Annotated in this window: 14 protein-coding genes; 5 read left to right on the top strand and 9 right to left on the bottom strand. The window is 62.1% G+C overall.

Annotated elements, in window-relative coordinates:
- Window positions 1-2 precede the first annotated feature (2 nt).
- From IE209_RS27145 to IE209_RS27130, 5 genes are all read right to left on the bottom strand, one after another.
- Window positions 3-1,637 (bottom strand): methyl-accepting chemotaxis protein, encoded by a 1,635-nt coding sequence (locus IE209_RS27145; RefSeq protein ID WP_189690002.1) that lies wholly within the window; start codon window positions 1,635-1,637, stop codon window positions 3-5.
- A 329-nt stretch (window positions 1,638-1,966) separates the two neighbouring features.
- On the bottom strand, window positions 1,967-3,022 hold the full coding sequence (locus tag IE209_RS27140; protein ID WP_229883071.1) for a methyl-accepting chemotaxis protein: 1,056 nt from the start codon (window positions 3,020-3,022) through the stop codon (window positions 1,967-1,969).
- A gap of 90 nt (window positions 3,023-3,112) precedes the next feature.
- Entirely contained in the window at window positions 3,113-3,586 is a 474-nt protein-coding gene (locus IE209_RS34020; RefSeq protein WP_229883070.1) for an MCP four helix bundle domain-containing protein, read from the bottom strand.
- Window positions 3,587-3,696: 110 nt separating this feature from the next.
- Complete coding sequence (locus tag IE209_RS34390) at window positions 3,697-4,866, bottom strand: diguanylate cyclase (RefSeq protein WP_189690001.1); 1,170 nt, start codon at window positions 4,864-4,866, stop codon at window positions 3,697-3,699.
- An 11-nt stretch (window positions 4,867-4,877) separates the two neighbouring features.
- The gene (locus IE209_RS27130; RefSeq protein WP_189690000.1) at window positions 4,878-7,778 is read right to left on the bottom strand and encodes a bifunctional diguanylate cyclase/phosphodiesterase; all 2,901 of its coding nucleotides are present in this window, start codon (window positions 7,776-7,778) and stop codon (window positions 4,878-4,880) included.
- A 153-nt stretch (window positions 7,779-7,931) separates the two neighbouring features.
- Here IE209_RS27130 and IE209_RS27125 point away from each other — a divergent pair, with 153 nt between their 5' ends.
- On the top strand, window positions 7,932-8,201 hold the full coding sequence (locus tag IE209_RS27125) for a hypothetical protein (RefSeq protein ID WP_189689999.1): 270 nt from the start codon (window positions 7,932-7,934) through the stop codon (window positions 8,199-8,201).
- A gap of 16 nt (window positions 8,202-8,217) precedes the next feature.
- On the opposite strand, the gene IE209_RS27120 is transcribed toward IE209_RS27125, so the two are convergent.
- Window positions 8,218-8,457, bottom strand: coding sequence for a hypothetical protein (locus IE209_RS27120; RefSeq protein WP_189689998.1), 240 nt, complete (start codon window positions 8,455-8,457; stop codon window positions 8,218-8,220).
- A 366-nt stretch (window positions 8,458-8,823) separates the two neighbouring features.
- On the opposite strand from IE209_RS27120, the gene IE209_RS27115 reads away from it, so the two are divergent.
- Window positions 8,824-11,013 (top strand): ATP-binding protein, encoded by a 2,190-nt coding sequence (locus IE209_RS27115; protein WP_189689997.1) that lies wholly within the window; start codon window positions 8,824-8,826, stop codon window positions 11,011-11,013.
- On the opposite strand, the gene IE209_RS27110 is transcribed toward IE209_RS27115, so the two are convergent.
- The 3 genes from IE209_RS27110 to IE209_RS27100 all read right to left on the bottom strand — a co-directional run bounded on the left by IE209_RS27110 (window position 10,985) and on the right by IE209_RS27100 (window position 16,132).
- Complete coding sequence (locus IE209_RS27110; protein WP_189689996.1) at window positions 10,985-13,573, bottom strand: putative bifunctional diguanylate cyclase/phosphodiesterase; 2,589 nt, start codon at window positions 13,571-13,573, stop codon at window positions 10,985-10,987. The genes IE209_RS27115 and IE209_RS27110 overlap by 29 nt on opposite strands.
- A gap of 36 nt (window positions 13,574-13,609) precedes the next feature.
- Window positions 13,610-14,086, bottom strand: a complete 477-nt coding sequence (locus IE209_RS27105; protein WP_189689995.1) for a prepilin-type N-terminal cleavage/methylation domain-containing protein — start codon at window positions 14,084-14,086, stop codon at window positions 13,610-13,612.
- A gap of 321 nt (window positions 14,087-14,407) precedes the next feature.
- Window positions 14,408-16,132 carry a diguanylate cyclase gene (locus tag IE209_RS27100; RefSeq protein WP_189689994.1) on the bottom strand — a complete coding sequence of 575 codons (1,725 nt, stop codon included), beginning with the start codon at window positions 16,130-16,132 and terminating at the stop codon, window positions 14,408-14,410.
- A 389-nt stretch (window positions 16,133-16,521) separates the two neighbouring features.
- On the opposite strand from IE209_RS27100, the gene IE209_RS27095 reads away from it, so the two are divergent.
- The 3 genes from IE209_RS27095 to IE209_RS27085 all read left to right on the top strand — a co-directional run bounded on the left by IE209_RS27095 (window position 16,522) and on the right by IE209_RS27085 (window position 21,243).
- Window positions 16,522-16,812 carry a hypothetical protein gene (locus IE209_RS27095; RefSeq protein ID WP_189689993.1) on the top strand — a complete coding sequence of 97 codons (291 nt, stop codon included), beginning with the start codon at window positions 16,522-16,524 and terminating at the stop codon, window positions 16,810-16,812.
- A gap of 331 nt (window positions 16,813-17,143) precedes the next feature.
- Window positions 17,144-18,883 carry a methyl-accepting chemotaxis protein gene (locus IE209_RS34385; RefSeq protein WP_308433226.1) on the top strand — a complete coding sequence of 580 codons (1,740 nt, stop codon included), beginning with the start codon at window positions 17,144-17,146 and terminating at the stop codon, window positions 18,881-18,883.
- A gap of 209 nt (window positions 18,884-19,092) precedes the next feature.
- The gene (locus tag IE209_RS27085) at window positions 19,093-21,243 is read left to right on the top strand and encodes a sensor domain-containing diguanylate cyclase (protein WP_189689992.1); all 2,151 of its coding nucleotides are present in this window, start codon (window positions 19,093-19,095) and stop codon (window positions 21,241-21,243) included.
- The last annotated feature ends 11 nt before the right edge of the window (window positions 21,244-21,254 follow it).

Genomic DNA, 21,254 nt, shown 5'->3' with positions numbered 1-21,254 from the left:
CGTCAGGCCCGTGAGAGGCTCAAGGGGCGTTTGGGAGCACGCAGCGCCGGAACGGCGGCCTGGCTGGACGAGAGGCCAAGGCTTTGAGACTTGCGGGTCTTGAAGATCGCTACCGATTCGACAAGATCCTTGGCCTGCCGGTCCAAGCTCGATGCTGCTGCGGCGCTCTCTTCCACGAGTGCTGCGTTCTGCTGCGTGGCCTCGTCGATGTGGGTCACCGTCTGACCCACCTGTGCGACGCCGTGTCCTTGTTCCGCGCTGGCGTTGCTGATCTCTGCCACGATCTCGGTCACCTTGCGGATGGACTGGACCATCTCTTGCATGGTCGCACCGGCGTTGTCCACCATCTGAGCGCCCTGCTCCACCCGACCCACACTTTCCTGGATCAAGGCACGGATCTCCTTTGCCGCCTCTGCGGAGCGTCCTGCCAACGTGCGCACCTCACCCGCGACCACAGCGAACCCCCTGCCTTGCTCTCCGGCCCGAGCCGCTTCGACCGCAGCGTTCAGAGCGAGGATGTTGGTCTGAAAGGCAATGCCGTCGATCACCCCGATGATGTCGGCGATCTTCTTGCTGCTCTCGCTGATCGTCCGCATGGTCGCGATGACCTCGTGCATGGCCGCTCCACCGCGCTCGGCAACTTCGCAAGCAGCGTTGGCATGGCTGCTGGCTTGTCCCGCGTTCGCGGCGTTCTGTTGGACGGTGGTGCTTAACTCGTCCATAGCCGCCGCCATTTGCTGCACGGCCGATGCCTGCTGTTCGGTCCTGTTGCTCAGATCGGCGTTGCCGTGCGCAATCTCGGCGCTCGCTGTCGCGACCCCTTCAGCGTGCTCGCGCACGCCATCGACCACGTTGGTCAGCGCTTTTTGCATGTCCGCGAGAGCGGCCAGCAAGGGCGTGAACTCGTCACGCAGACGATCCACGATCTCGTGGGTGAGATCGCCATCTCGCACGCGCTCTGCAACGGCGCAAGAGCGGGCAACCCGCCCGCGAAGCGTGCGTGCGACGTAGCCGGCAAAGATCAGCAAGCCTACCGTTGCGATCGCTACAAGAGGGATGAGGACCCATTTCACCGCGCTCGCATCGGCTCGAACCTTGGCCAAGTCGTTGCGAAGGCCAGCCTCTTGGTACTTCACGTTGTCTGCCAACACATCCAAGAGGGCATTGCGCGCCGGGATGGTGCTGTCCACCAGGTACGCAAAAGCATCTTCCTTGCCCCCGTCCTGGATGAGCTTCACGTTCACTTCGCCGACCTTCCAAAAGGCCGCGTAAAGCTTTTCGATGTCGCCGCGTCTCGCTGCCGCATCTGGACCGTTCAACTGCCCGTCGTAGGTGCTCACCAAGTCGTTCAGAAGGGCGCGTTTGGCTTGAATGTCTTTGAAGGTCGTCGCCAGCTCATCCGGCGTCCGCGCCAGGATGGCGTGGCGCAGTTGCAAGGACACGCGCGTCACGTTCAGTTCGATGGCGGCCACCCGTTGCAACTGAGGAACGCGCAGCGACTCCGTGCTTTCGGCGAGCCGAACCACCTCGCCCAATTGAATCGACGCCATCACCGCCGTCGCAGCCAGCACTGCCACCAGCACGGCGGTGATGAGATAAAGCCTGCCAACGATGCCAAACGGATTCTTCTTGCCCATGTCATCCCTCCGACGAAACGCCGATTTAGCGCGGCATTCAATACCAAGCTTGGGTGTTTGGCTAGATCGGTGAACCCCGAAAAGCCGCCGAACGGCAGTATGGAGAGACGTGCGGCAGGTCTCACCCTGCGATCGTGTCGGCGGCGCCACGCCCGGCACGTGTCCTTGATACGCCGCAGGTCACGAGCGGTCGGCAAGCCGGCGCCGAACGCCGCCGTCGATCAGAAGCTTGCAAGGCGCGTCGGCAAGGGCCGAAGCGGGAACGTGACGTCCCATCTTGCTTGCGCCGCAACCAAGGCTCCCACGCCGACCTGCGGCCCCTCGCCGGCTCAGGCGAGCCGCAGCGTGCCCCCGAGTTGGCTCGTCCCACGCATCGTCGCGGCAGCTCCGTTGCCCTCGGATGGCGCGTTGCCCACCTTGAACACCGCCATGGCCTGAACCAGGTTCTCCGCCTGCTGACGCAGACTGCCGGCGGCAGCAGCGGACTGTTCGACGAGCGCGGCGTTTTGCTGCGTCGCCTGATCCATCAGCGTGACGGCCTCTCCGACTTGCGACACGCCCGAGCTCTGCTCGCTGCTGGCCGCGCTGATTTCGCCGACCAGATCGCTCACGTGCCGAATGGCCTTCACGACCTCCTGCATGGTGTCGCCCGCCTCGGCCACGAGCTTGGTTCCAAGTTGAACGCGTTCCACGCTGGTGCCGATGAGCGCCTTGATCTCGCGCGCCGCCTCCGCCGATCGACTGGCCAAACCGCGAACCTCCGTCGCCACGACCGCGAAACCCCGTCCCTGCTCCCCGGCTCGAGCTGCCTCGACCGCCGCATTGAGCGCTAGGATGTTCGTTTGGAATGCGATGGAATCGATGGTCCCGATGATGTTGGCGATCCGTCCCGAGCTTTCGTCGATGCCTTTCATCGTGTCGACGACCTGCGTCACCACCTCGCCTCCCCGTCCTGCGACCATCGAGGCGTTCTCTGCCAAACTCTTCGCTTGACGTGCGTTGTCCGCGTTCTGTTGGACGGTCGAGCTGAGCTGCTCCATCGATGCGGCGGTCTCCTCCAAGGAAGAAGCCTGTTGCTCGGTCCGCGAGGAAAGGTCGTTGTTGCCTTGCGCAATCTCTGCGCTCGCCGTTGCGACGCCGTCGGCGCTGCGGCGCACGCCCGATACGACGGTCTCAAGCTTTTGCTGCATGTCGCGCAGCGCCATGGCCAAGTCGGTGGCTTCGTCCCGCCCATCGATCTGGACGTGGTTCGTGAGGTCCCCGTCGGCAATGCGTCGCGCCAGCACCGCGGCGTCTCCGAGCGGGCGCGTGATCGACCGTGAAATCGCCCACACGAACGCCGCGCCGAGCAGCACGGCGACGATGCCGCACGCGATAAGCACCATTTGCCCGTGTTCGGCAGACGTTTGCGCATCCTTGAGCGCCTGCAGGTACAGGTCCTGCTGCCGCTGCTCGAATTTCTGGATGCTTTGGCTTTAAGCATCAGCCAGAGGGCGCAGCGTGCGCTCCAGCTCGACGGAAACGTCCTCACCGCCACGGTGTCGCTTGAGCAGCGCACCGCGTGGCGTGCGGTAGGCTTCGCGCTTGGCATCGATGTCCTGCATGAGCTGCTTGCCGACGTCGGTGCGGACCATCTGAAGAAGCTTCTCCCGTATGCTCAACGTGAGCTGGGACGTCTTCTCGATGTCGGCCTGCATGCGCGCGATCCTTCCAGGATCGGTGTCCAGCATCGCCGCCTCGGTTCGGATCCAGTTGGAGTCGATCGTTTGACGCCAGCGAATGGCCAGCTCCTGACGCTCCTTGTCCACCGTACCAAGCCGTTGCGTCGCGTCGTTCGACTCCTTGAGCCGCCAGACGCCGATGGCGGCACTGACCACCACGATGAGCAGCACCACGGAGAAAGCAAGGCCCAACCTTTGGCCGATCTTGAGAGTCCGCAGACCGTTCATGTTCCAGCTCCTTTTAAGCCCCAGTTACGGTTCATGGTTCGGCTCGCACACTGTGCAGGCACCGACACCACACTTCAACCTATCGGCAAGACCAAGCGCCCGCCCTGCCGCTAGCCCACCCTGCGCCCTCGCTCGTTCCCCTGAGCGTTCTGCGTAGACCGTTTCACGGCATACGACATCGCGTCGGCCGACTCGCACAGACATGCAAACGTCTTGTCGCCCGCGGTGCACGCGTAACCGACTGAAGCGCCGACACTCAGTTCACCCGGTCCGAAAGCGACAGGCGCCTCGATGGCGGTTCGCACGCGCGCAGCGATCGCTCCAAGGGTGTGATCGTCCTGCAAACCCGGAATCAAGATCACGAACTCGTCGCCGCCGACCCTCGCCACCAAGTCCCCGCCGCGCGATTGGTGCAAAAGGCGCTGCGCGACGGTCTTGAGCACGTGGTCGCCTGCTGCGTGGCCGTAAGCGTCGTTCACCGGTTTGAACCTGTCCAGGTCAAAGCTGATCACGGCCATTGGCATGCCGTTCAAAGCTTCGGCCTGTCTTTGCAACGCCCGACGGTTGCTCAACCCCGTCAGAGGATCCTTGTCGGCGTGCGCGTGGAGGTCCCTGACCTTGGACTCCCCCAGGCCCACCAGCTTGTTGACATGGATGACAGTACCCAACGTGAAGCCGACAAACGCTGCGCCCAGTACGAGGCACCAGCGCTGGACCGCCGCGAATCGTTCCTCCCGCTGAGCCCTGCGCACGTCCAACCGGCGCCCTTCCTCCTCGTCCATGTCGTCCAGCAATCTTCTCAGTCGCGAGCTGGCATCGATGTTCACGCGCGAGGATAGTGACTGCTGCAGAGCGGCAACCCCGTCTCGCTCGGCGATGACCCGCGAACTCAAGTACCAGCCGACGATCTCGCGCGCCTCAGCCGCCACTTCTTGCGCCCTGACCAGCTGATCAGGATCTTCTGCCACCAGATTCTCCAGCTGCGTCGTGGCGCTCGTCGCGGCTTGCGACAGTCGCGCCGTCGCCGAAAGGAATTCCTCTTTTGGAGATATGGCGTAATTGCGAAGCGCCAGCCCTCCGTGCAGAACGGTCGAACGCACGGTGTCGATCTGAGTTTGTACGTCGTGCGAGCGATCGATCCATGCCTCCGCGCGTCGGAAGTCGGAAATGTTGCTCCACAGGAGAACTCCAAGCGCAAGAAGAACGAAGAGCGCTGCAATGTGCGAGATTTGAAGCACCCTTGCGATGCGGTGGAAGGCCCCGATGGTCGCAGCTGGCATGTCACCCTTCTTCAACTGGAGATGAGGTCCGATGTGCGCCCCACGCTGATGGCAAGTTGCTCTTTCGGTACCGGCTTGCTGAAGTAATAACCCTGAAATGCCTGGCAGCCATAACTGCGAAGGAGTCGAAGCTGCTCCGCCGTCTCCACGCCCTCCGCGATGACCGACAAACCCATGTTCTCGGCGAGCGACAGCACGGTGCGGGTGATCGCCACGTCGTTCGAATCGGTCTCGAGGTCGTTGACGAAGGACTTGTCGATCTTCAAATGGTCTAAGGGCAGGCGCTTCAAGTAACTCAACGACGAATACCCGGTTCCGAAGTCGTCGAGCGCGAACAGCACGCCGAGCGTCTTCAAGGTTTGCATTTTCACGATGGTCCGATCGACGTTCACGTGCATCATGCTTTCGGTCAACTCGAGCCTCAACTTCCCTGCAGGGGCTTCGGTCGCCTCCAAGATTCGGATCACCGAACTCACGAAGTTCTCGTCGTGAAACTGCTTGGCGCTGACGTTGACCGCAAGCGTCCAGTGTTTGCGCAACTCGTCACCTTCCCACTCTCTCAGTTGGCGGCACGCTTCCTTGAGGACCCACTCCCCGATTGCGATGATCAAGTTGGATTGCTCAGCCAAAGGGATGAAATCGGCCGGCGATACGAGACCGAGGCGATGCTGCTGCCATCGGATCAAACCCTCCACCCCGATGATGTCCAGGTTGGCGTTCACCACGGGCTGGTAGAAGAGCCTCAACTCGCCGCGCTCGTCGGCCCAGCGAAGTTCTCGCAGCAGTTCCGCGCGCGAGTTGATCTCCGACTGGAGCTTCGGATCGAAGAAGACGATCCGATTGCGTCCTTCGTCCTTGGCCTCGTACAACGCCATGTCTGCCTGTTTGACCATCTCGTCTGGGCAGTCGTCGTCCCCGCGAACCAAGACCACCCCGATGCTCGCACTGGTGTTCACCGTCTGCGCCGAGAGCGTGTACGGTTGTCTGAGGGCCTCCAAGATCTTGGTGCCGATGTCCAGGGTGTTGGCGGTGGCCTGGGCCTGCGTGTCCGCCAGTTTTTCCAAGATGACGACGAACTCGTCTCCGCCCAGCCGAGCCACCGTGTCGGTCTTGCGCACGCACTCGGTGATCCTTGAGGCGATCTGGCGGAGCAGCTGATCGCCCGCGGCGTGACCGAAGCTGTCGTTGACGTCCTTGAAGTTGTCCATGTCCAGCATCAGCAGCGCGCCGAAGCTGCGTTCGCGGTGGGCCGCATCGATGGCATGTTGCAGTCGGTCGCCCATCAACCGGCGGTTGGGCAGGCCCGTGAGCGCGTCGTGCAGGGCCATCCGCTGTGCCTCGGCCTCCGCCTCCTTGCGCTTGGTGATGTCCGCGCGTATCGCGATGTACTGCTCTGGAACACCCTTTTCGTTGATCAATGGAACGATGGTCGTCTGCACCCAATAGCGCGTGCCGTCCTTGGCCCTGTTGCAGATCTCGCCGTTCCAAACCTCACCGCTGGAAATCACCTTCCACATGTCGGCGAAGAAGCCTTTGGGATGATGTCCGGAATTGATGATGCGGTGCGTCTTCCCGATCAATTCTTCACGGGGGTACTTCGAGATTGCCACGAACTTGTCGTTCACCCTTGTGATGACGCCGCGCGCGTCAGTGACCGCCACGATGGCATGCGCGTCCAAGGCTGACTTCAGTTCCAACGTTTCGTGGGCAGCGTCCGCCGCCTGTCGTATGGCGTTTTCCCGTTCCGAAACGTCCGAGATGATCGCCAGCACACCGTTGATGACCCCCTCTCGGCTCGTGGGTGCGAGTACCACGTGCCTGTACCTGGGTTCGGCCCCCGCCAAACTCGTGGAGAAATCGAACTCCACCCTCGCGCCAGCCAGTGCGTGTTGAAAGTGGTCTTTCAGAACCGGTGCGTCCTCGGGCTGGACGAACGCGTCGAACGGGGTCCCTGGGAGGTGTCGATGGAGAATCCGCATGATTTTGCGGAAGTTGCGGTTGGCGTACCGGAGCTTGAGGTTCGCGTCCAGCCGGCAGAGCCCAGCGGGAATGTTCTCAACGATGGTGTTCAACTCCGACTCGCGCTCCTTCAAAAGGTTTTCCGCAAGAACCAACCTCCGAATCGGCCCGCGGACTCCTGCTAGATAGAGGGCTCGCGTGAGGCAGGCGTACGACCCCAGGCGGAACACGTCGACCATGAACTCGGCTTGCACGCTGCGGGAACCATACAGGCCGAATATCAACTGCGACGCAGCTGCAAAAAAAGTGCTGAGGGCCAGCCACAGCTCCGAATCGTCTTTGCGTGCTCGAAGCCTTGCGTAGAAGGCGAACGACGCCACGAGGTTGGCCATCGCGAGGCCTGCTGCGCCAGCCTCGGCAGCGTTCGCGGAGAGCTGCTCAGTGCCCATCCTGAGCCCGATGAACGCGATGATGCAAAGGATCACGAACGCGCCGAGTGCCCACCACGTCTGCTGCCAGGGCAAACTGAGGTGCGTGAGCAACACGGCCACGACGGCCAGCTGGAAGAGCCGGCCCGCGATCCAGTAAAAGTCGGCGGTGGACTCGTTCAGCGCAAGCATCGGATGGTGCCCTGCCTCGTGCGTCATCGCGTGCAGCAGGTCCAAGCCTGCAATGACGCCAAAGCAAAGGATCAGCGCGTTCGCAACCCGGCACACCGAAGGGCTCAAGCCACACCATGCGGTGGCAATGACGTGCGTTGCGACGGCGAAGGCGGCCATCTCGGCAATGAAATGGGCGACCTCCGCGGCTTTGTCCGAGCCCAGAAGGGCATTGGGCGTAGCCAGCACCAACGCGGCCACCATGGCGGACATGACGGCGAGGAACAACACCTTGCGTTGTGCCGACCTCAAGTCGACCGGCACCTCCAAACGACTCCGCTCCTCAGTCTTCATGCTCTACCTCTACGGAACGCTCTCTGTTGTTTTTCACGTGGCACTGAGGCGGAGCGCCTTTGAGCCCCCGCGTTTCGGTCGACCAGGTCTCGCAATGCCAGCGTCAGGTCAAGCCGAAGTCGTCAATGGTCGACACGTGGCACCGCCGCAGCCATGGCGCACATTGCGAGCGCACCCCGTCGCCTTGGGCAAGTAGCATTCCCGCAGTTCGGATTTTTCATGGGAGAACGGGGACCGCCTGCCCTGCAGCGCCCTGCACCGGATGACGTTGTCGGGACTGCCCGACACATCTTCGAGGTCATGATCGAGGTACGCGGCATCTGGGTTTTCCAGCAATTCGATCGACGCAAAAATTTTCTGACCGCATGCGGCTTGATTGTGGCGAAACTGTGGAAAGCGTTGCTAGCACGCGTCGCTCATTGACGCTCTGGACGGCTGGTCACGCACACTTGAGCACAGTTCCGAGTTTGCATACGGCTGGAACGCTGTCTGCAACCCGTCGGAGGGCTTCCCAGTGCGGCTTCAGCTCAGCGCTGGCGACTCCCTGCTCGTGGACGATTTCAAACAATCGTTGCGTTGCGTGTCTGGCAATCCGCAGGTCAGAGGCGTCGAGCGCAGATTCATCCAAAGCAGCGCGCACGTCTACCAACGCGAGCAGGGCGGTGTTGGTGCCGTCCATGAAGTCTCCTTCCAATTCGCAGCGGTTCTTATGTCGTTGCACGGCGACCCGTCGATTGCCAACGAGAATCGTTCTCGACGAATCCGCTCCTCCGAAACAATCAGCTGGCGTGATGCATTGCCTGCAAGTGATAAACGGCTGGACCATCAAGAGGCCCGTCGTCCCGCCAATTTTTTGGGATCTTTTCACAGGAAGGACACAAAAATTCTACGGCCTGTGCCTCGCTTGAATTCGTGACATTTGGCGTACTAATATCCGCCGACCATCGGCACGGGGACCGGCGATACGGCTGTTGGGATCGCACCGGACACCGATCCAGGTGCATCGTTCCGCCGCAATCGAAAACGTGGAGTCGAAAGCTGAGCCATGAGTCTCCGAGCACGCCTGTTGATGCTGGTTTTGGCAGTGTGGGTGCCAGCCGCCGTTGGCTTCGGTGTGTTCGCCACTTTCCTGTACAACAAGGAGGTGGAACTGGCGTTGGACAAGGTGGAACGTTTGGCCAACTGGGTGAGCACCGCGACAGAACGTCACGTGGATCAACGGGTGCTCCTCGCGAGAACATTGGCCTCGAGCAGTGCTTTGCAGGAGAAGTCTCTCTCCAAGTTCCACGACGAGGCCGCAGCAGCCGTGGACGCCTCCAACTGGGTGACCCTTTACAGCGGCAGACGCGTCTTCGTTGAGACTCCAAGGCCGTTCGCAGCACAACCTATGCTCAGCGACGTGGGTCTTCCAACACCGGGCGACCGTCCGACCGTGGTGTTCAGCACGCTGGGCAACGGCACGCCCAAGCCGGTGGTGAGCGTACTGGTAGCTGTGGCCCATTCCGCAAGGCCGGGCATGAACGTCGCCGTGTCGTTCGAACCCCAAGCGATCCAGTCCCTGTTGAACGACTCCACGCTTCCCCTGGGCGGCGTCATCGCGGTGCTGGACAGTGAGCAGACGGTGGTCGCACGAAGTCGAGACCCCGAGAAGTGGGTCGGTCGCAAGGCCACCGGTGCAACCTTGGACCGCGCGAGAGCGGGCAAGGTGGGGTTTGAAGACTCGGTGACGCTCGACGGCGTCCACTCGTTCACCTTCGTCGGCCCAGCGAACGCTTTCGGCTGGACCGTGGTCGTGGGCACGCCCAAGGCCGCGCTCGCGTCCACGGCGACGCGCGTGACGACGCAGGCCGTTGCGGCCTCAGCAGTTCTTCTGCTCGTCAGCCTCGCGTTGGCGTTGTTCGGCGCCCAAGGCATCAGCAGCGTGGTCCGGGCCCTTCAAAGGTCGGCTGCCGCGCTTGCCACAGGGTCGGTTCCCGAGCGCCTGAGGACTGGTGTGCGGGAGGTCGACGAGGTGAGCGTGGCACTCCACGATGCAGGTGCCACGATCCAGTCCGCCAACCACGAACTCGAAGGCCGCGTCGAATCGGCGGTCGCCAAGTACCAAGCGGCACAGGAGAAACTGGTCGCTGCACAGCGGCACGAGGCGATCGGTCGCCTGACCGGCGGCATCGCACACGATTTCAACAACCTGCTTCAGACGATCAGCAGCGCTCACCAATTGCTCAGCCGACACGTGACCGAAAGCCAGCCGCGCAAGCTGCTGCTTGGAGCTGTCCGGGCCACGTCAAAAGCCAGCGACCTGGTCAAGCACCTCCTTACTTTCGGCCGCGCGCAAGCGCTGCAGCCAACGACGGTCCATCTTGGCGATGTGCTTCTCAGCACTCAAGACCTGACCAGCAAGGCGGTCGGCGAGAACATCGAACTGACGGCGAATTTGCAACCGGGATTGCCAGCGCTTTTCGTCGATCCCGTTCAGTTCGAACTTGCCTTGCTGAACTTGGTCTTCAACGCCAGAGACGCGATTGCCGATCGGGGTCGCATCACCATCAGCGCAAGGCAGGCCGATGCGTCAGAGACCGCACATTTGGATGGCAATCTCTTCGTGCGGCTCGAAGTGGCCGATACCGGTGTCGGCATCCCGGACGACGTGAAGGCACGGGTTTTCGAGCCCTACTTCACCACGAAGCCGCTTGGCCAAGGCAGTGGTCTGGGGCTGGCTCAGGTTGACGGCTTCGCAAGGCAGTCAGGAGGCGATATTCAGCTGCACACCCAACCCGGTAGCGGAACGACCGTGGCTCTTTTTCTGCCGATCTCCACAGTGGCTGCGGGCCCAGGAAAGGAGCAAGCGCCTGCTGCGGTGTCGCGTACGCCACTGCGCGTGCTGATGGTCGAAGACGACGTGCTTTTATCGTCCGTGCTGGTACCGGCGCTGGAAGACGGTCTCCATCAGGTGACGCTCTGCCGCACCGCGGACGAAGCCGTGGAGCGCCTGCGAGACGGCGCTCCGTTCGACGTGCTGTTCACGGACGTCGTCATGCCTGGGAGCATGAACGGCATGGACTTGGTCAAGTGGGTCCGCGAACACTACCCTCACCTGCCGGCTCTGGTTGCTACCGGTTACGCCGAGCGCCTTTCCGAGGTGCCGGTGCAAGTGCTGCGAAAGCCGTTCGATCTGGAAGAACTGATGGATGCGCTACAGCAGTCGGTCATGGCAAGCGGGGCCACAGCGACGTAGGTTTGATCGTGGCCGCCTCCTCCACCGGGCGTCGATCGGACAACCCCTTCAGAGCCATCGAAGCTTGCGATAGCTCCTGACTTCCGCTTTTGCAATGGGATCTTCGAACCAATCTTTCGAAGTCCTCCTTCGCCAACGGACGGCTGAAGTAGTAGCCTTGGAACTCATCCACCCCTAGATCGCGAAGCACAGCCACTTGTTCGAGAATCTCGACGCCCTCCGCCACAACCGCCTTGTCGAGCGACTTGGCAAGTGCGACGATGGCCGCGGCAATCGCCTTGGAGGAAGGCTCCAGGTGGATGGTGTCAACGAAGCTCTTGTCCACCTTCAACGTGTCGAACGGCAATCGGTTGAGGTAGCTCAACGCCGAGAATCCCACCCCGAAGTCGTCGATGGCGATGTGGCACCCCACCTCGCGCAGGCGCTGCATCCCTTGTGAAGCTTTCACCACATCGTGGACGAGCGAACTTTCGGTGACTTCGAGTTCGATCCCACCGTCCTCGATCTGCCAGGTGGCCAAAAGAGCCGCCGTTCTCGAGAAGAAGTCGTCAGCCAACAATTGCGTGGGGGATACGTTGACCGACAATTGGGCAACTGGCAAACCGGCCTTCCGCCAGCTGGCAAGTTGCTGGCACGCCTGCGCAAGAACCCAATCACCGATCGCGTCGATGAGGCCATGCTGCTCGGCAAGCGGGATGAACTTGGCAGGGGGCACCGTGCCCAAGGTCGGGTGTTGCCAACGAAGCAGAACCTCCGCCGACAACGCTGCCGATTCGTTCCGGTGAAGACGCGGCTGAAACACCAGGTGGAACTGAGACCGCTCCAAGGCTGAACGGAGTTCTTCAACGAGCGACAGTCGCACCGCAGTGTCGCCTTCGAGTTCCTCGGAGTAGTGCATGACCGCTTGGCCACTGCTCTTAGCCCGATACATGGCCACATCCGCTTTGCGCAGCAACTCCACGACGGAGGTGCCATGTTGGGGAGCGCGCGCGACGCCGAAACTGCCGCTCAGACGCAGCTTCACAGTCGCGATTTCGAACGGTTCCAGGAACACCGCCTGCATGCGACCGAGACCGGTGGCTGCATCGTCTTGTGGAATCACGAAGGCGAACTCGTCGCCTCCCAACCGTGACGCGACGGCGCCCGTGCCCCTTAGCGACGCAGACAGCCTTCCTGCCACTTCCCGCAGCAGCGCGTCACCGGCTGTATGGCCGAATGCGTCGTTCAGTTCCTTGAATCCGTTCAAGTCCAGGTAGACGATGCTGATGTCGAAAGATGCGCCTTTGCCGATGACCCGTTGCAAGGCTTCGATGAAACCGAAGCGATTGGCAAGCCCCGTCAGGCTGTCCGTGGTCGCTTGCACGGCAAGCTGACGCTCGTAGGCATACGCCGCCGCAGCGATGACCAGTCGCTGCCCAAGGCTCTTCGTCTCTTGGAGGACCGGGCCTATTTCCAGCGGATTTCGTACAGGGCTGGCGAAGACGACTTCATAGACGACGCCATCCGCGGTAAAGAGCGCATGTTCACCCGTCCGATGGGCTTCGCTATCGTCGCGGTGACCTGCTTGGTCCAATGGTCTTACCGTGACGTCGGCGCCTACCGATGCGCCGCGCACCCTCACATAGTCGCGGACCATTTCGACCAGCTCCTTCAGCGGCCTTTTCGCCACGATGCCCGCGTCCAATTCTTGCGCAACCCGCTGGTACCGGAAACTGGCCTCCAGCGCCTCCATCATGCCATTGAAGGACGACCCCAGCTCTGCCAACTCATCCTTCCAACTCTGCGCCTGCACGCGAGTCTCCAACCGTCCCGCCTGAGCTGCACGATTCGCGGTGATCAAGGTGGCCAAAGCCGCGGTGACGCGCCGGAGGAAGACCGAGGCACCAATGGACGAGAGAAGCACTGCAAGTAAAACGACCCCTGCGACGACGAACAACGCATACGCACCATCGATGCGATTCAGTTCATCCGTTGCCTGTGCCCTTACAGTCCAAGCAGAGCCGCGGAAGTAGGGCTCAAACTGCAGCGCACGAACCAACGTCGGTTGCCCGCTGAGCAACCGCCCACCGGGACACCAAAGCGGCACGTCGGTGATGTCCAAACACAGGTTCAGCATCGCAGTGTCGGCATGGTCGAACAGATAGCCGGGATCGATGACGGCGACCACTTCGCGCTTGCCCTGAGCAGCGGGTACGAGGAGCCGCACTTGGGGTGGTCCATCGACAGTCGGAGCCGTTTCAAGGCGAGCTGTTCTTCCCTCCTCCCCGCGCATCGGAAGAGGAGTCTCTCGGATGGACACGGACGAGAAGATGGGCTGAATGTGCCTGTCCTTTTCGACGGCCGTGGCGACATCGGAATCGCTGTCGATCGACGCCGCCGCGCGCTGAGCCGCAAAAAGGCGATCCAGCACAGCACGTTCGAACGCCTGCGTCGAACGCAAAACCATTTGAGAGGCGACCCTCTCTTGGTAGGCGGTTGTGAAATGATGGAAGCCCAGTCCCGCTGCCAGGAACGCCGACACGATCAACGCCATGAGCCCCGCGAAGATCTTCTTGACCAACGCCGTTCTCAGGAACACCCCCTGCAGAGCCATGGTTCAAAAATCGACGGCCACGCCGATGAAGCGTCCGTTGGCTGCACGAACGATGTCGTCGCGGCTCGCGCTGGCCGTCAACGGGCCGACGCTGCGACCGTCGGGTCCCATGCTGTAAAGGTCAAAGTCGGTGTTAATGGGAACGAGCGACTTGTCTTTCCGCCGCTCTCCGACGCTACTGCCTTCTATGGGCAGGTACTGATAGGGATTGCCCCATGGATCCAACTTTTGAAAGTCGGCCGGCAGTTCGTCAGGATAGCGGCCGTAATCCATGTGGTACGCCTGCAAAAAGACCGCCATCACGGTGATGTCCGTGATGGCGGTCTGATTCTTCTGCCTGTTCCCGCTTGACCGATAGTAAGGTATGGCAAGGGAAATGAGAATCCCAACGACCACCACACCCACCAGCAATTCGACAATCGTGAAACCTAGAATCCTGCGTTTGCCTCTAAGTCTCTCTTGGTTATTCTGGAAGAACATACGCTTTGCTGCACCTCGCCACGGCAACTTACGGATGCGAAGTGGCGGCCCATGAATTGAAGATTTTCGAATTAACGGAATTTCTTATTCTTGGCACCGTCATTTTTACGCAACCAGTGCCCGGCGCTTGTGAACTCCAGCACACGTTCGTATCGGTTACAAGAATCTGTCACCGCGCCGCGACTTGGTGAGATCGTGTCACTTCGGGCGCAAGCGACTTGTCCCAAGCCCTGCACCTTGGCGTTCAAGATCGACAGAGTCGTTCGCTGAAGGGCGCCGTCGATTGTCCAACAGGCGATCAGATCGTCCGGCTCACGTTCGCTACTGGATGCGTAGCCAACTTGACGCCACGGTCTGCTTCGGCGGTTCCCTGCCTGCCGCTACCACGCGGTTTCGCCCGCCGCGCTTTGCTGCGTAAAGCGCCTCATCTGCGGCGGCCACCATCGCTCCAGCCCCCTTGAATGCGTGGCCATCGGACGTCGCGACACCGATGCTGACGGTGATGGCCACCTCCCTCGTGCCGCCGAATCTGGCTTGTTCTACGGCCGACCTCAGTTTTTCGGCAACCGCTAGCGCCTGCCGTTCATCCGTAAGCGGCAGAAGCAACACGAACTCTTCTCCGCCCAAGCGTGCAGCCAGATCGCCTGCACGATGCGTGAACGAGTCGAGCATCGGCCCGAACGAACGGAGAACTGCATCGCCGAACGGGTGGCCGTAGGTGTCGTTCAATGTCTTGAAGTGATCGATGTCCAGAACCAGAACGCTGAGCGCACCCCCCTCCCGTTGAGCCCTGCGCCATTCAGCGGCAAGGGCCTGTTCCAGCTTGCGTCGGTTGGCCAAGCCGGTGAGAGCGTCGGTGGTGACGAGGGCGGCCATGCGCTGGGCAGTTCTTTCTTGCTCTTCCTCAGTTGCCTTGCGCGCCATGATGGAGCGAAGGTTCAGAACCAACATCGAAGGACGGCCGTGCGCGTCGGACTTCGTTCGCGTCGCGCGGGCCTCCACCCATACGTGACTTCCGTTCTTGTGCATCGCACGAGCGCGGTGGTCCACCTCAGGCTGATGCTGGAGCGACTTAAGCGCCGACGTCACGGCCGGCACGTCGTCGGGATGGCACAGGCGCACCAGATGCTGGCCTTGAACCTCGCGCGGATCCCAGCCGAGCAGCGGCGTGATCGCAGGTGAAGCGTAGGAGATGAGACCGCCTTGCATGGCGATGATGATGTCGCTGGAATGCTCTGCAAGCAGCCGGTAGCTGCTCTCGGCTTTGGCAAGCGCTGCCTGCTGTCGCTTCGAATCGGTCACGTCGACGTGCACGAAGTAGCCGCGACCATCGACCTCCCCGGTCTGAGCCACAACCCGCACGCATCGATCACCCGGAAGGCTGAGTTCGAAGGGCATGCCCGGATAGCGCTGGCCCTCGCGCAAGGAGAAAAGCATCGGTTCCAGCCGTTCTTCTCTCAGGCCCGCCCAAGTGGTGCTGTAGAGCTGCTCGAACGTTCGTCCGATCACCGCGTCCAATGAACGAAGGCCGTAGAGCTGAAGGAAGGCGTCGTTCGCCCACATCGCTTGGTTGGCCACGTCCACGATCAGCACACCGTCCGTGAAGCGTTCCAGCACCGCGGTTGCGTTCGTTTCTGCGAGGCGACGCGTGCTACTGCCTGGATGGACGACCCGCGCAGGCAGCGTGGCGACCTTGCGCCAAATCCTCACACGACCGAACGGTCCCAGCTCGACGGAGGAGACGCGCAAGCGGTAATCGGCGTGGTCGAACTCGTAGGGCCGCTGCTGGCGGCGATGCCTCAAGAGCCCTTCCTGGACGTAGCGATCGATGTCATGGCGCTCGTCCTCGTTCAGTCTGCCTGCATAGAAGCGGCGAAGATTTTCAGCATAGTGCTCGCCCACGCGCACGTGCCCGTCGTGCTCAGGAAAAAGCTCCAAGAACGTAACGTTCCAAGCCACTGCGCGATCCTGCGAGTCGAATGCGCAGAACCCGACGTCCAAACCGTCTAGCGCGAGGCCCATGGCGCGCAGCACCGCATCGATCATTCAGTTCTCCCCAAAAGGCCGAGGTGGGCACTTCGGACTTCGGCCCCCGAAGTGGTTTCGCGGACTTTCAGCAACCAACCTTTCCATTGCTGACGTGCTGCTTACGAGCGCACGCGGCGGTCGCATGGGGCGGCGAGTCAGGCGGACAAGAAGCACGGTGGCCTGCTTGGCGCGCTTGAAAGGCGTGGTTCAGCGCACGGCGGCGATTGTGATGCGGCTCGACATCACGGTGCTGCGAATTTCTGCGCGGATTCGCCCCAAGACGGCATGCAGGCCAGCGCAGGGCAAAGTCCGGCGCAGAAGCTGCGTCACACTTACTCCACAGTACGGCAGAGGCGGCGCTCGACAATACCAACGCCCAGATACAGGGACACCTTCAGGAGCAAACAATGGCATTGCGATGGATCGCTAACGAAGCACCAATCAGTCAGCGGACGTTGGGCCTGCGCCCGGCCCAGCAGGTGTTTGACACCGCTGGGCTTGATCCTGTGGCCGCGCAGTTGGCCTACCGGCAATGGGTGAGCGACGCGCAGGACGAGCAAGCACCGCAACCAAGCCCTGCCATGCTGCGGGCAGCCTCGGTATGGAAACGAGCCCATGAGGTGGCGCTGGCTGTCAGTGGGAGCATCGGCGCCGACCAAGGGCGTGCGCAGATCCTTGCGAGTTCCGAAATCTCTTGATGCTGAGGTTGCTCCGGCGCCGGCAGTGGCGCCGGTCGCCGTCGGCCTCGGCATCGCGTCGTTCCTCGCGGCCACGATCGCTCTGGTAACCCTCTTCCACGGTAAAACGGAACGCAGGAGCGAACGCAGTGTCTCGGAGGCACTGCGTACCCGTGCAACGGCACCGTGTGGCCGACGAACGAACGCTGTGGCGCATGCAAGCCTAGTCATTCGTTGATATTCTGACCGAGCGCGACAGCGATGGGGTCGGGAACTGGCACTGCTGCCCAGTCGGTTCGGTGCCATGCTGCCGTCTTGTCCTGCGGCAACGAGTCATCAAAGCCACACCATCATGAAACTGATCAACCGCTTCAACATCGGCCCCCGCCTCGGCTTGGGATTTGGAATTGTCTTGGTCCTTGCTGTGCTCGTCGGCGCTTTAGCGTTGTACCAGCTCGGCAAGGTCAACAACGCGACGAAGGACATGGCCACCAATTGGCTGGTCTCCATGGATGCGTTGGACGATTACCGTACCGAACTGGCCGTGCTCCGCAACGCCGAAGGTGCCCATTTGTCGGCGGCAACGCCGGCCGACATGAAGACCCAGGAAGCGGTGGTGAAGGCGGCACAGGGAACCATGGCGTCGGCTTGGCAACGGTACGCGCCTCTGGTCGACGACGGGCCAGAGCGCGAACTGGCCACGGCCGTTCAAATCGCGCAGCGCGCCTACCTGGAAGCGGCCGGCCGCATGCTGAACGAGTCGAGCAAGGGCGAGGACAACGCCGAGGCAGCCAGGCGCGCGTACATGGGCGACAGCGGCAAGGCCTACGCGACGTTGGTCAGCGCGCTGGACAAGGCGGTCCAGTTCCAGGTTCAAGGCGGACAAGACGCGTTCGCGACGTCGCAAGCCGCGTTCTCTTTGGCGCAGCTGGAGGTGACCGGCATCTTGGCGGCGGCTCTCGGCCTGGGCGCCTTTTTGGCCTTCATCATGACTCGCTCCATCACGGTCCCTCTCGAGACGGCCGTCCATGTGGCCCAGACCGTCGCGAAAGGTGACCTCACCTCGGTGATCGAAGTGCAGAGCAAGGACGAAACCGGCGTCCTGCTATCTGCTTTGCGAGACATGAACGAGAAGTTGGCGGGGATCGTGCACCAGGTGCGGAACAGTTCGGACTCCATCACCACCGGGTCCACGGAGATCGCAAGCGGCAACAGCGACCTGAGTTCGCGCACGGAAGCTCAGGCTAGCAGCCTGGAGCAGACTGCGGCGTCCAAGGAACAACTGACCGCGACCATCCGACAGAATTCGGACACTGCGCAGCAGGCCGCGCAGCTTGCGCAGACGGCGTCGTCCGCGGCCGAGGAAGGAGGCCGCGTTGTCTCCAACGTCATCGCGACCATGCAAGACATTTCCCAGTCTTCCTCCAAAGTGGCGGACATCATCGGTGTCATCGACGGCATCGCCTTCCAAACGAACATCTTGGCGCTCAACGCGGCCGTCGAAGCTGCGCGAGCTGGGGAGCAAGGCAGGGGGTTTGCTGTCGTTGCAAGCGAGGTCCGGGTCCTGGCGCAGCGAAGCGCTGGGGCGGCCAAAGAGATCAAGGACCTCATCACGCAAAGCGGCGAGCGCGTGCAAGGTGGAGCCAAGCTCGTGGCGGACGCCGGTGCATCCATGCAGGACATTGTGGGTCACGTGAGGCGTGTTAATGACCTCATCGCAGAGATCAGCGCGGCCAGCAGGGAACAGAGCAGCGGCATCGGTCAAATCGGCGAGGCTGTCTCCCAACTCGATCAGGTCACTCAGCAGAACGCGGCCTTGGTCGAAGAGATGGCCGCTGCGGCGGACAGCCTCAAAAGTCAGGCCGCGCAGATGAGCGATGTCGTCGCGGTCTTCCGCGTGGCGGGGGCTCAGCTGGACCAAGCGACACACCAATCTTTGGTCCCGCCGACGTCCACGCGGGCGACCCAGCCGCGCCGGCCGGAACCAAGGCCGATCCATCACCGGCCGACGCGTTCCCCTGTCAAGCACGTCAAGGATGGCAAGGCCAAACCCAAGCAACCGAGCGTTGAGGCAGACTGGGAAGCGTTCTGATCGAGCCGATATGCCTTGGTGCGGAAGACATGCTTCTCGTCCGACGTCTTGACTGACCCACGGTAAGGGTCAAAAGGGCAGATTGAAAAGGCAATTCAGGTACAAAGGCGATCACCACAGGCGGCGCATGCTGCAGACGGCAAGGTGCGGCCTTACAAGACAGTTCTGCGGGTTCCTCGACCGCAGCAGAAGAAAGGACGCGACGCACGATGCCCCGTTCCACCTTGCAGCTGCAGTCGGAGGAAGAGCGCTTGGCGCGACTGCGAAACCTGGTCGTGTTGGACAGCGAACCCGAAGCGGTTTTCGACTCCATCGCGCAGTTGGCCTCGCAGGTCTGTGAAGCCCCCATTGCCCTGATCAGCCTGGTCGATGAAGAGCGGCAATGGTTCAAGGCCAATGTTGGACTTCCGGGCGTGAACGAGACCCCTCGTGACGTGGCCTTTTGCGCACACGCGATCCAAGGCCATGATGTGTTCGAAGTGCCCGATGCCACCCGAGACGACCGGTTCTCACGCAATCCACTCGTGACAGGTGGGCCTGACATCCGCTTTTACGCCGGGGCACCGCTGGAAGTGGACGGCGGCGCAAGGGTTGGCACCTTGTGCGTTATCGACCGACAGCCGCGTCAGCTCAGCGCAGAGCAGGCCGAAACGCTGCGGTCTCTCGCACGCATTGCGACGCAGGCGTTGGAGATGCGCCGCGACCTGATCAACAAATCGCTCGCAGTGCGCACTGAGTACAGCAAGGCCCTGGAGGACAGCGAGGCACGCCATCGGGCTCTCGTCGAAGAGCAGTCCGATCTCGTCGGCCTGTGTCGCCCAACGGGTGAGTTGGTCTACGCCAATCCCGCGTACGCGAGGCAGTTCGGGCGTTCTCCGGAGGAGATGGTTGGAACGAACCTCTTTGATCGGGTGGAGGCGAACGACAAAGACAAGGTCAGAGCGCGGCTGCTTGCGGTGTTCGAGACTGGCACGCCTCACACCGGCGAAAACCGCATCCTCAACGCGGAAGGGAAAACGGTGTGGGTGGCCTGGACCACACGCCTGCAACGCGGGGCGGATGGCAGCAAGCTGTTGCACAGCGTCGGTCGCGACGTGACCGATCGCAAGGCTGCTGAAGAGGCGCTTTGGGCAAATCAGCAGTTCCTCTATCGCACAGGTCAGGTTGCCGGTGTAGGAGGCTGGGAAGTCGACGTCGCCACTTCGCAGGTCACTTGGTCCGATCAGACCAGGCTCATTCATGAGGTAGACGACGACTTTTTTCCCACCTTGCACAGTGCGATCGAGTTCTACGCGCCCGAGTCCCGCCCACTCATCCAGGAAGCGGTGGAGACCGGCATCCGCACCGGGGAGCCCTGGGACTTGGAACTTCGATTTATCACCGCCAAGGGACGGCCGATTTGGGTGCGCTCGGTCGGCGAGGTGCTCTTCGACCATGGACAGCCCGTCAAGCTGGTCGGTGCCTTTCAAGACGTGACGGCACGCAAAGACCTGGAGCACATGTTGGCCCAAAGGAGCGCCACCCTGGGAGCGGTGATCGAGGCGCTTCCGGCCCACGTGTGCGTCGTCGATGGGTCCGGCCGGGTTCAGTTTGCGAACAGGAGCTTCGAGCGGTGGGCATGCCCCACCCCCCGTGACTTCTTCCTCGGTGTCCTTCTGCGCGACATCTTGGACCCTGCCGACTACGAGCGCTGCAGACCCTGGGCTGCGAAGGTGCTTTCAGGAGAGACGGTTAGCTTCGACGTCCCTTTCCACAACCGCGTTACCCTTTCCGTGACGCTCGTCCCGTTGCGCGATGGCCGTGGAGCGACCGAGGGGTTTGTGCTCGTTGCGCACGACATCAGTCGGCACCGTCTGGAGGAGGACAGGCTGTTGCAGCTCAGCCAACGTGACCCGTTGACCGGCCTGTTGAACCGCTCGGGACTGGAAAGCCACGTGACGAAGATGGTGCAGGCCGGCGAAGGCGAAAGCCTCGCAGTCCTGGCCATCGATCTTGATCGCTTCAAGCCGGTCAACGACCTGCATGGCCACGCCACGGGCGACGAGCTCCTGAGAGCGTTTGCGCATCGGCTCGGCAAGTTGGTTCGACCGACCGATGCGGTTGCGCGGCTGGGGGGCGACGAGTTCGCGGTGGTCCTCTCGGGTATTGGCCAGGCGTCGCACGCGGATGCGGTCGCCGACAAGATCATCGCTGCGGTGGACAAGCCGTTCCAGGTGGGCGCGTTGGAGCTAAGCATTGGCGCAAGCATCGGCGTGGCCTGCAGCGTGAGACCGGGCGAGCCATGGACCGCGTTGCTCGAGAAGGCGGACGCCCTGCTCTACGACGCCAAGCGCGCAGGCCGGGGCCGCAGGGTCAGCTGAATCCGCGCCGC

Origin of the sequence: Pseudorhodoferax aquiterrae (assembly GCF_014652235.1) — a bacterium.
In the GTDB taxonomy this organism is placed as follows: Bacteria; Pseudomonadota; Gammaproteobacteria; order Burkholderiales; family Burkholderiaceae_C; genus Pseudorhodoferax; species Pseudorhodoferax aquiterrae.
This window is presented reverse-complemented; position numbering and strand designations above follow the sequence as displayed.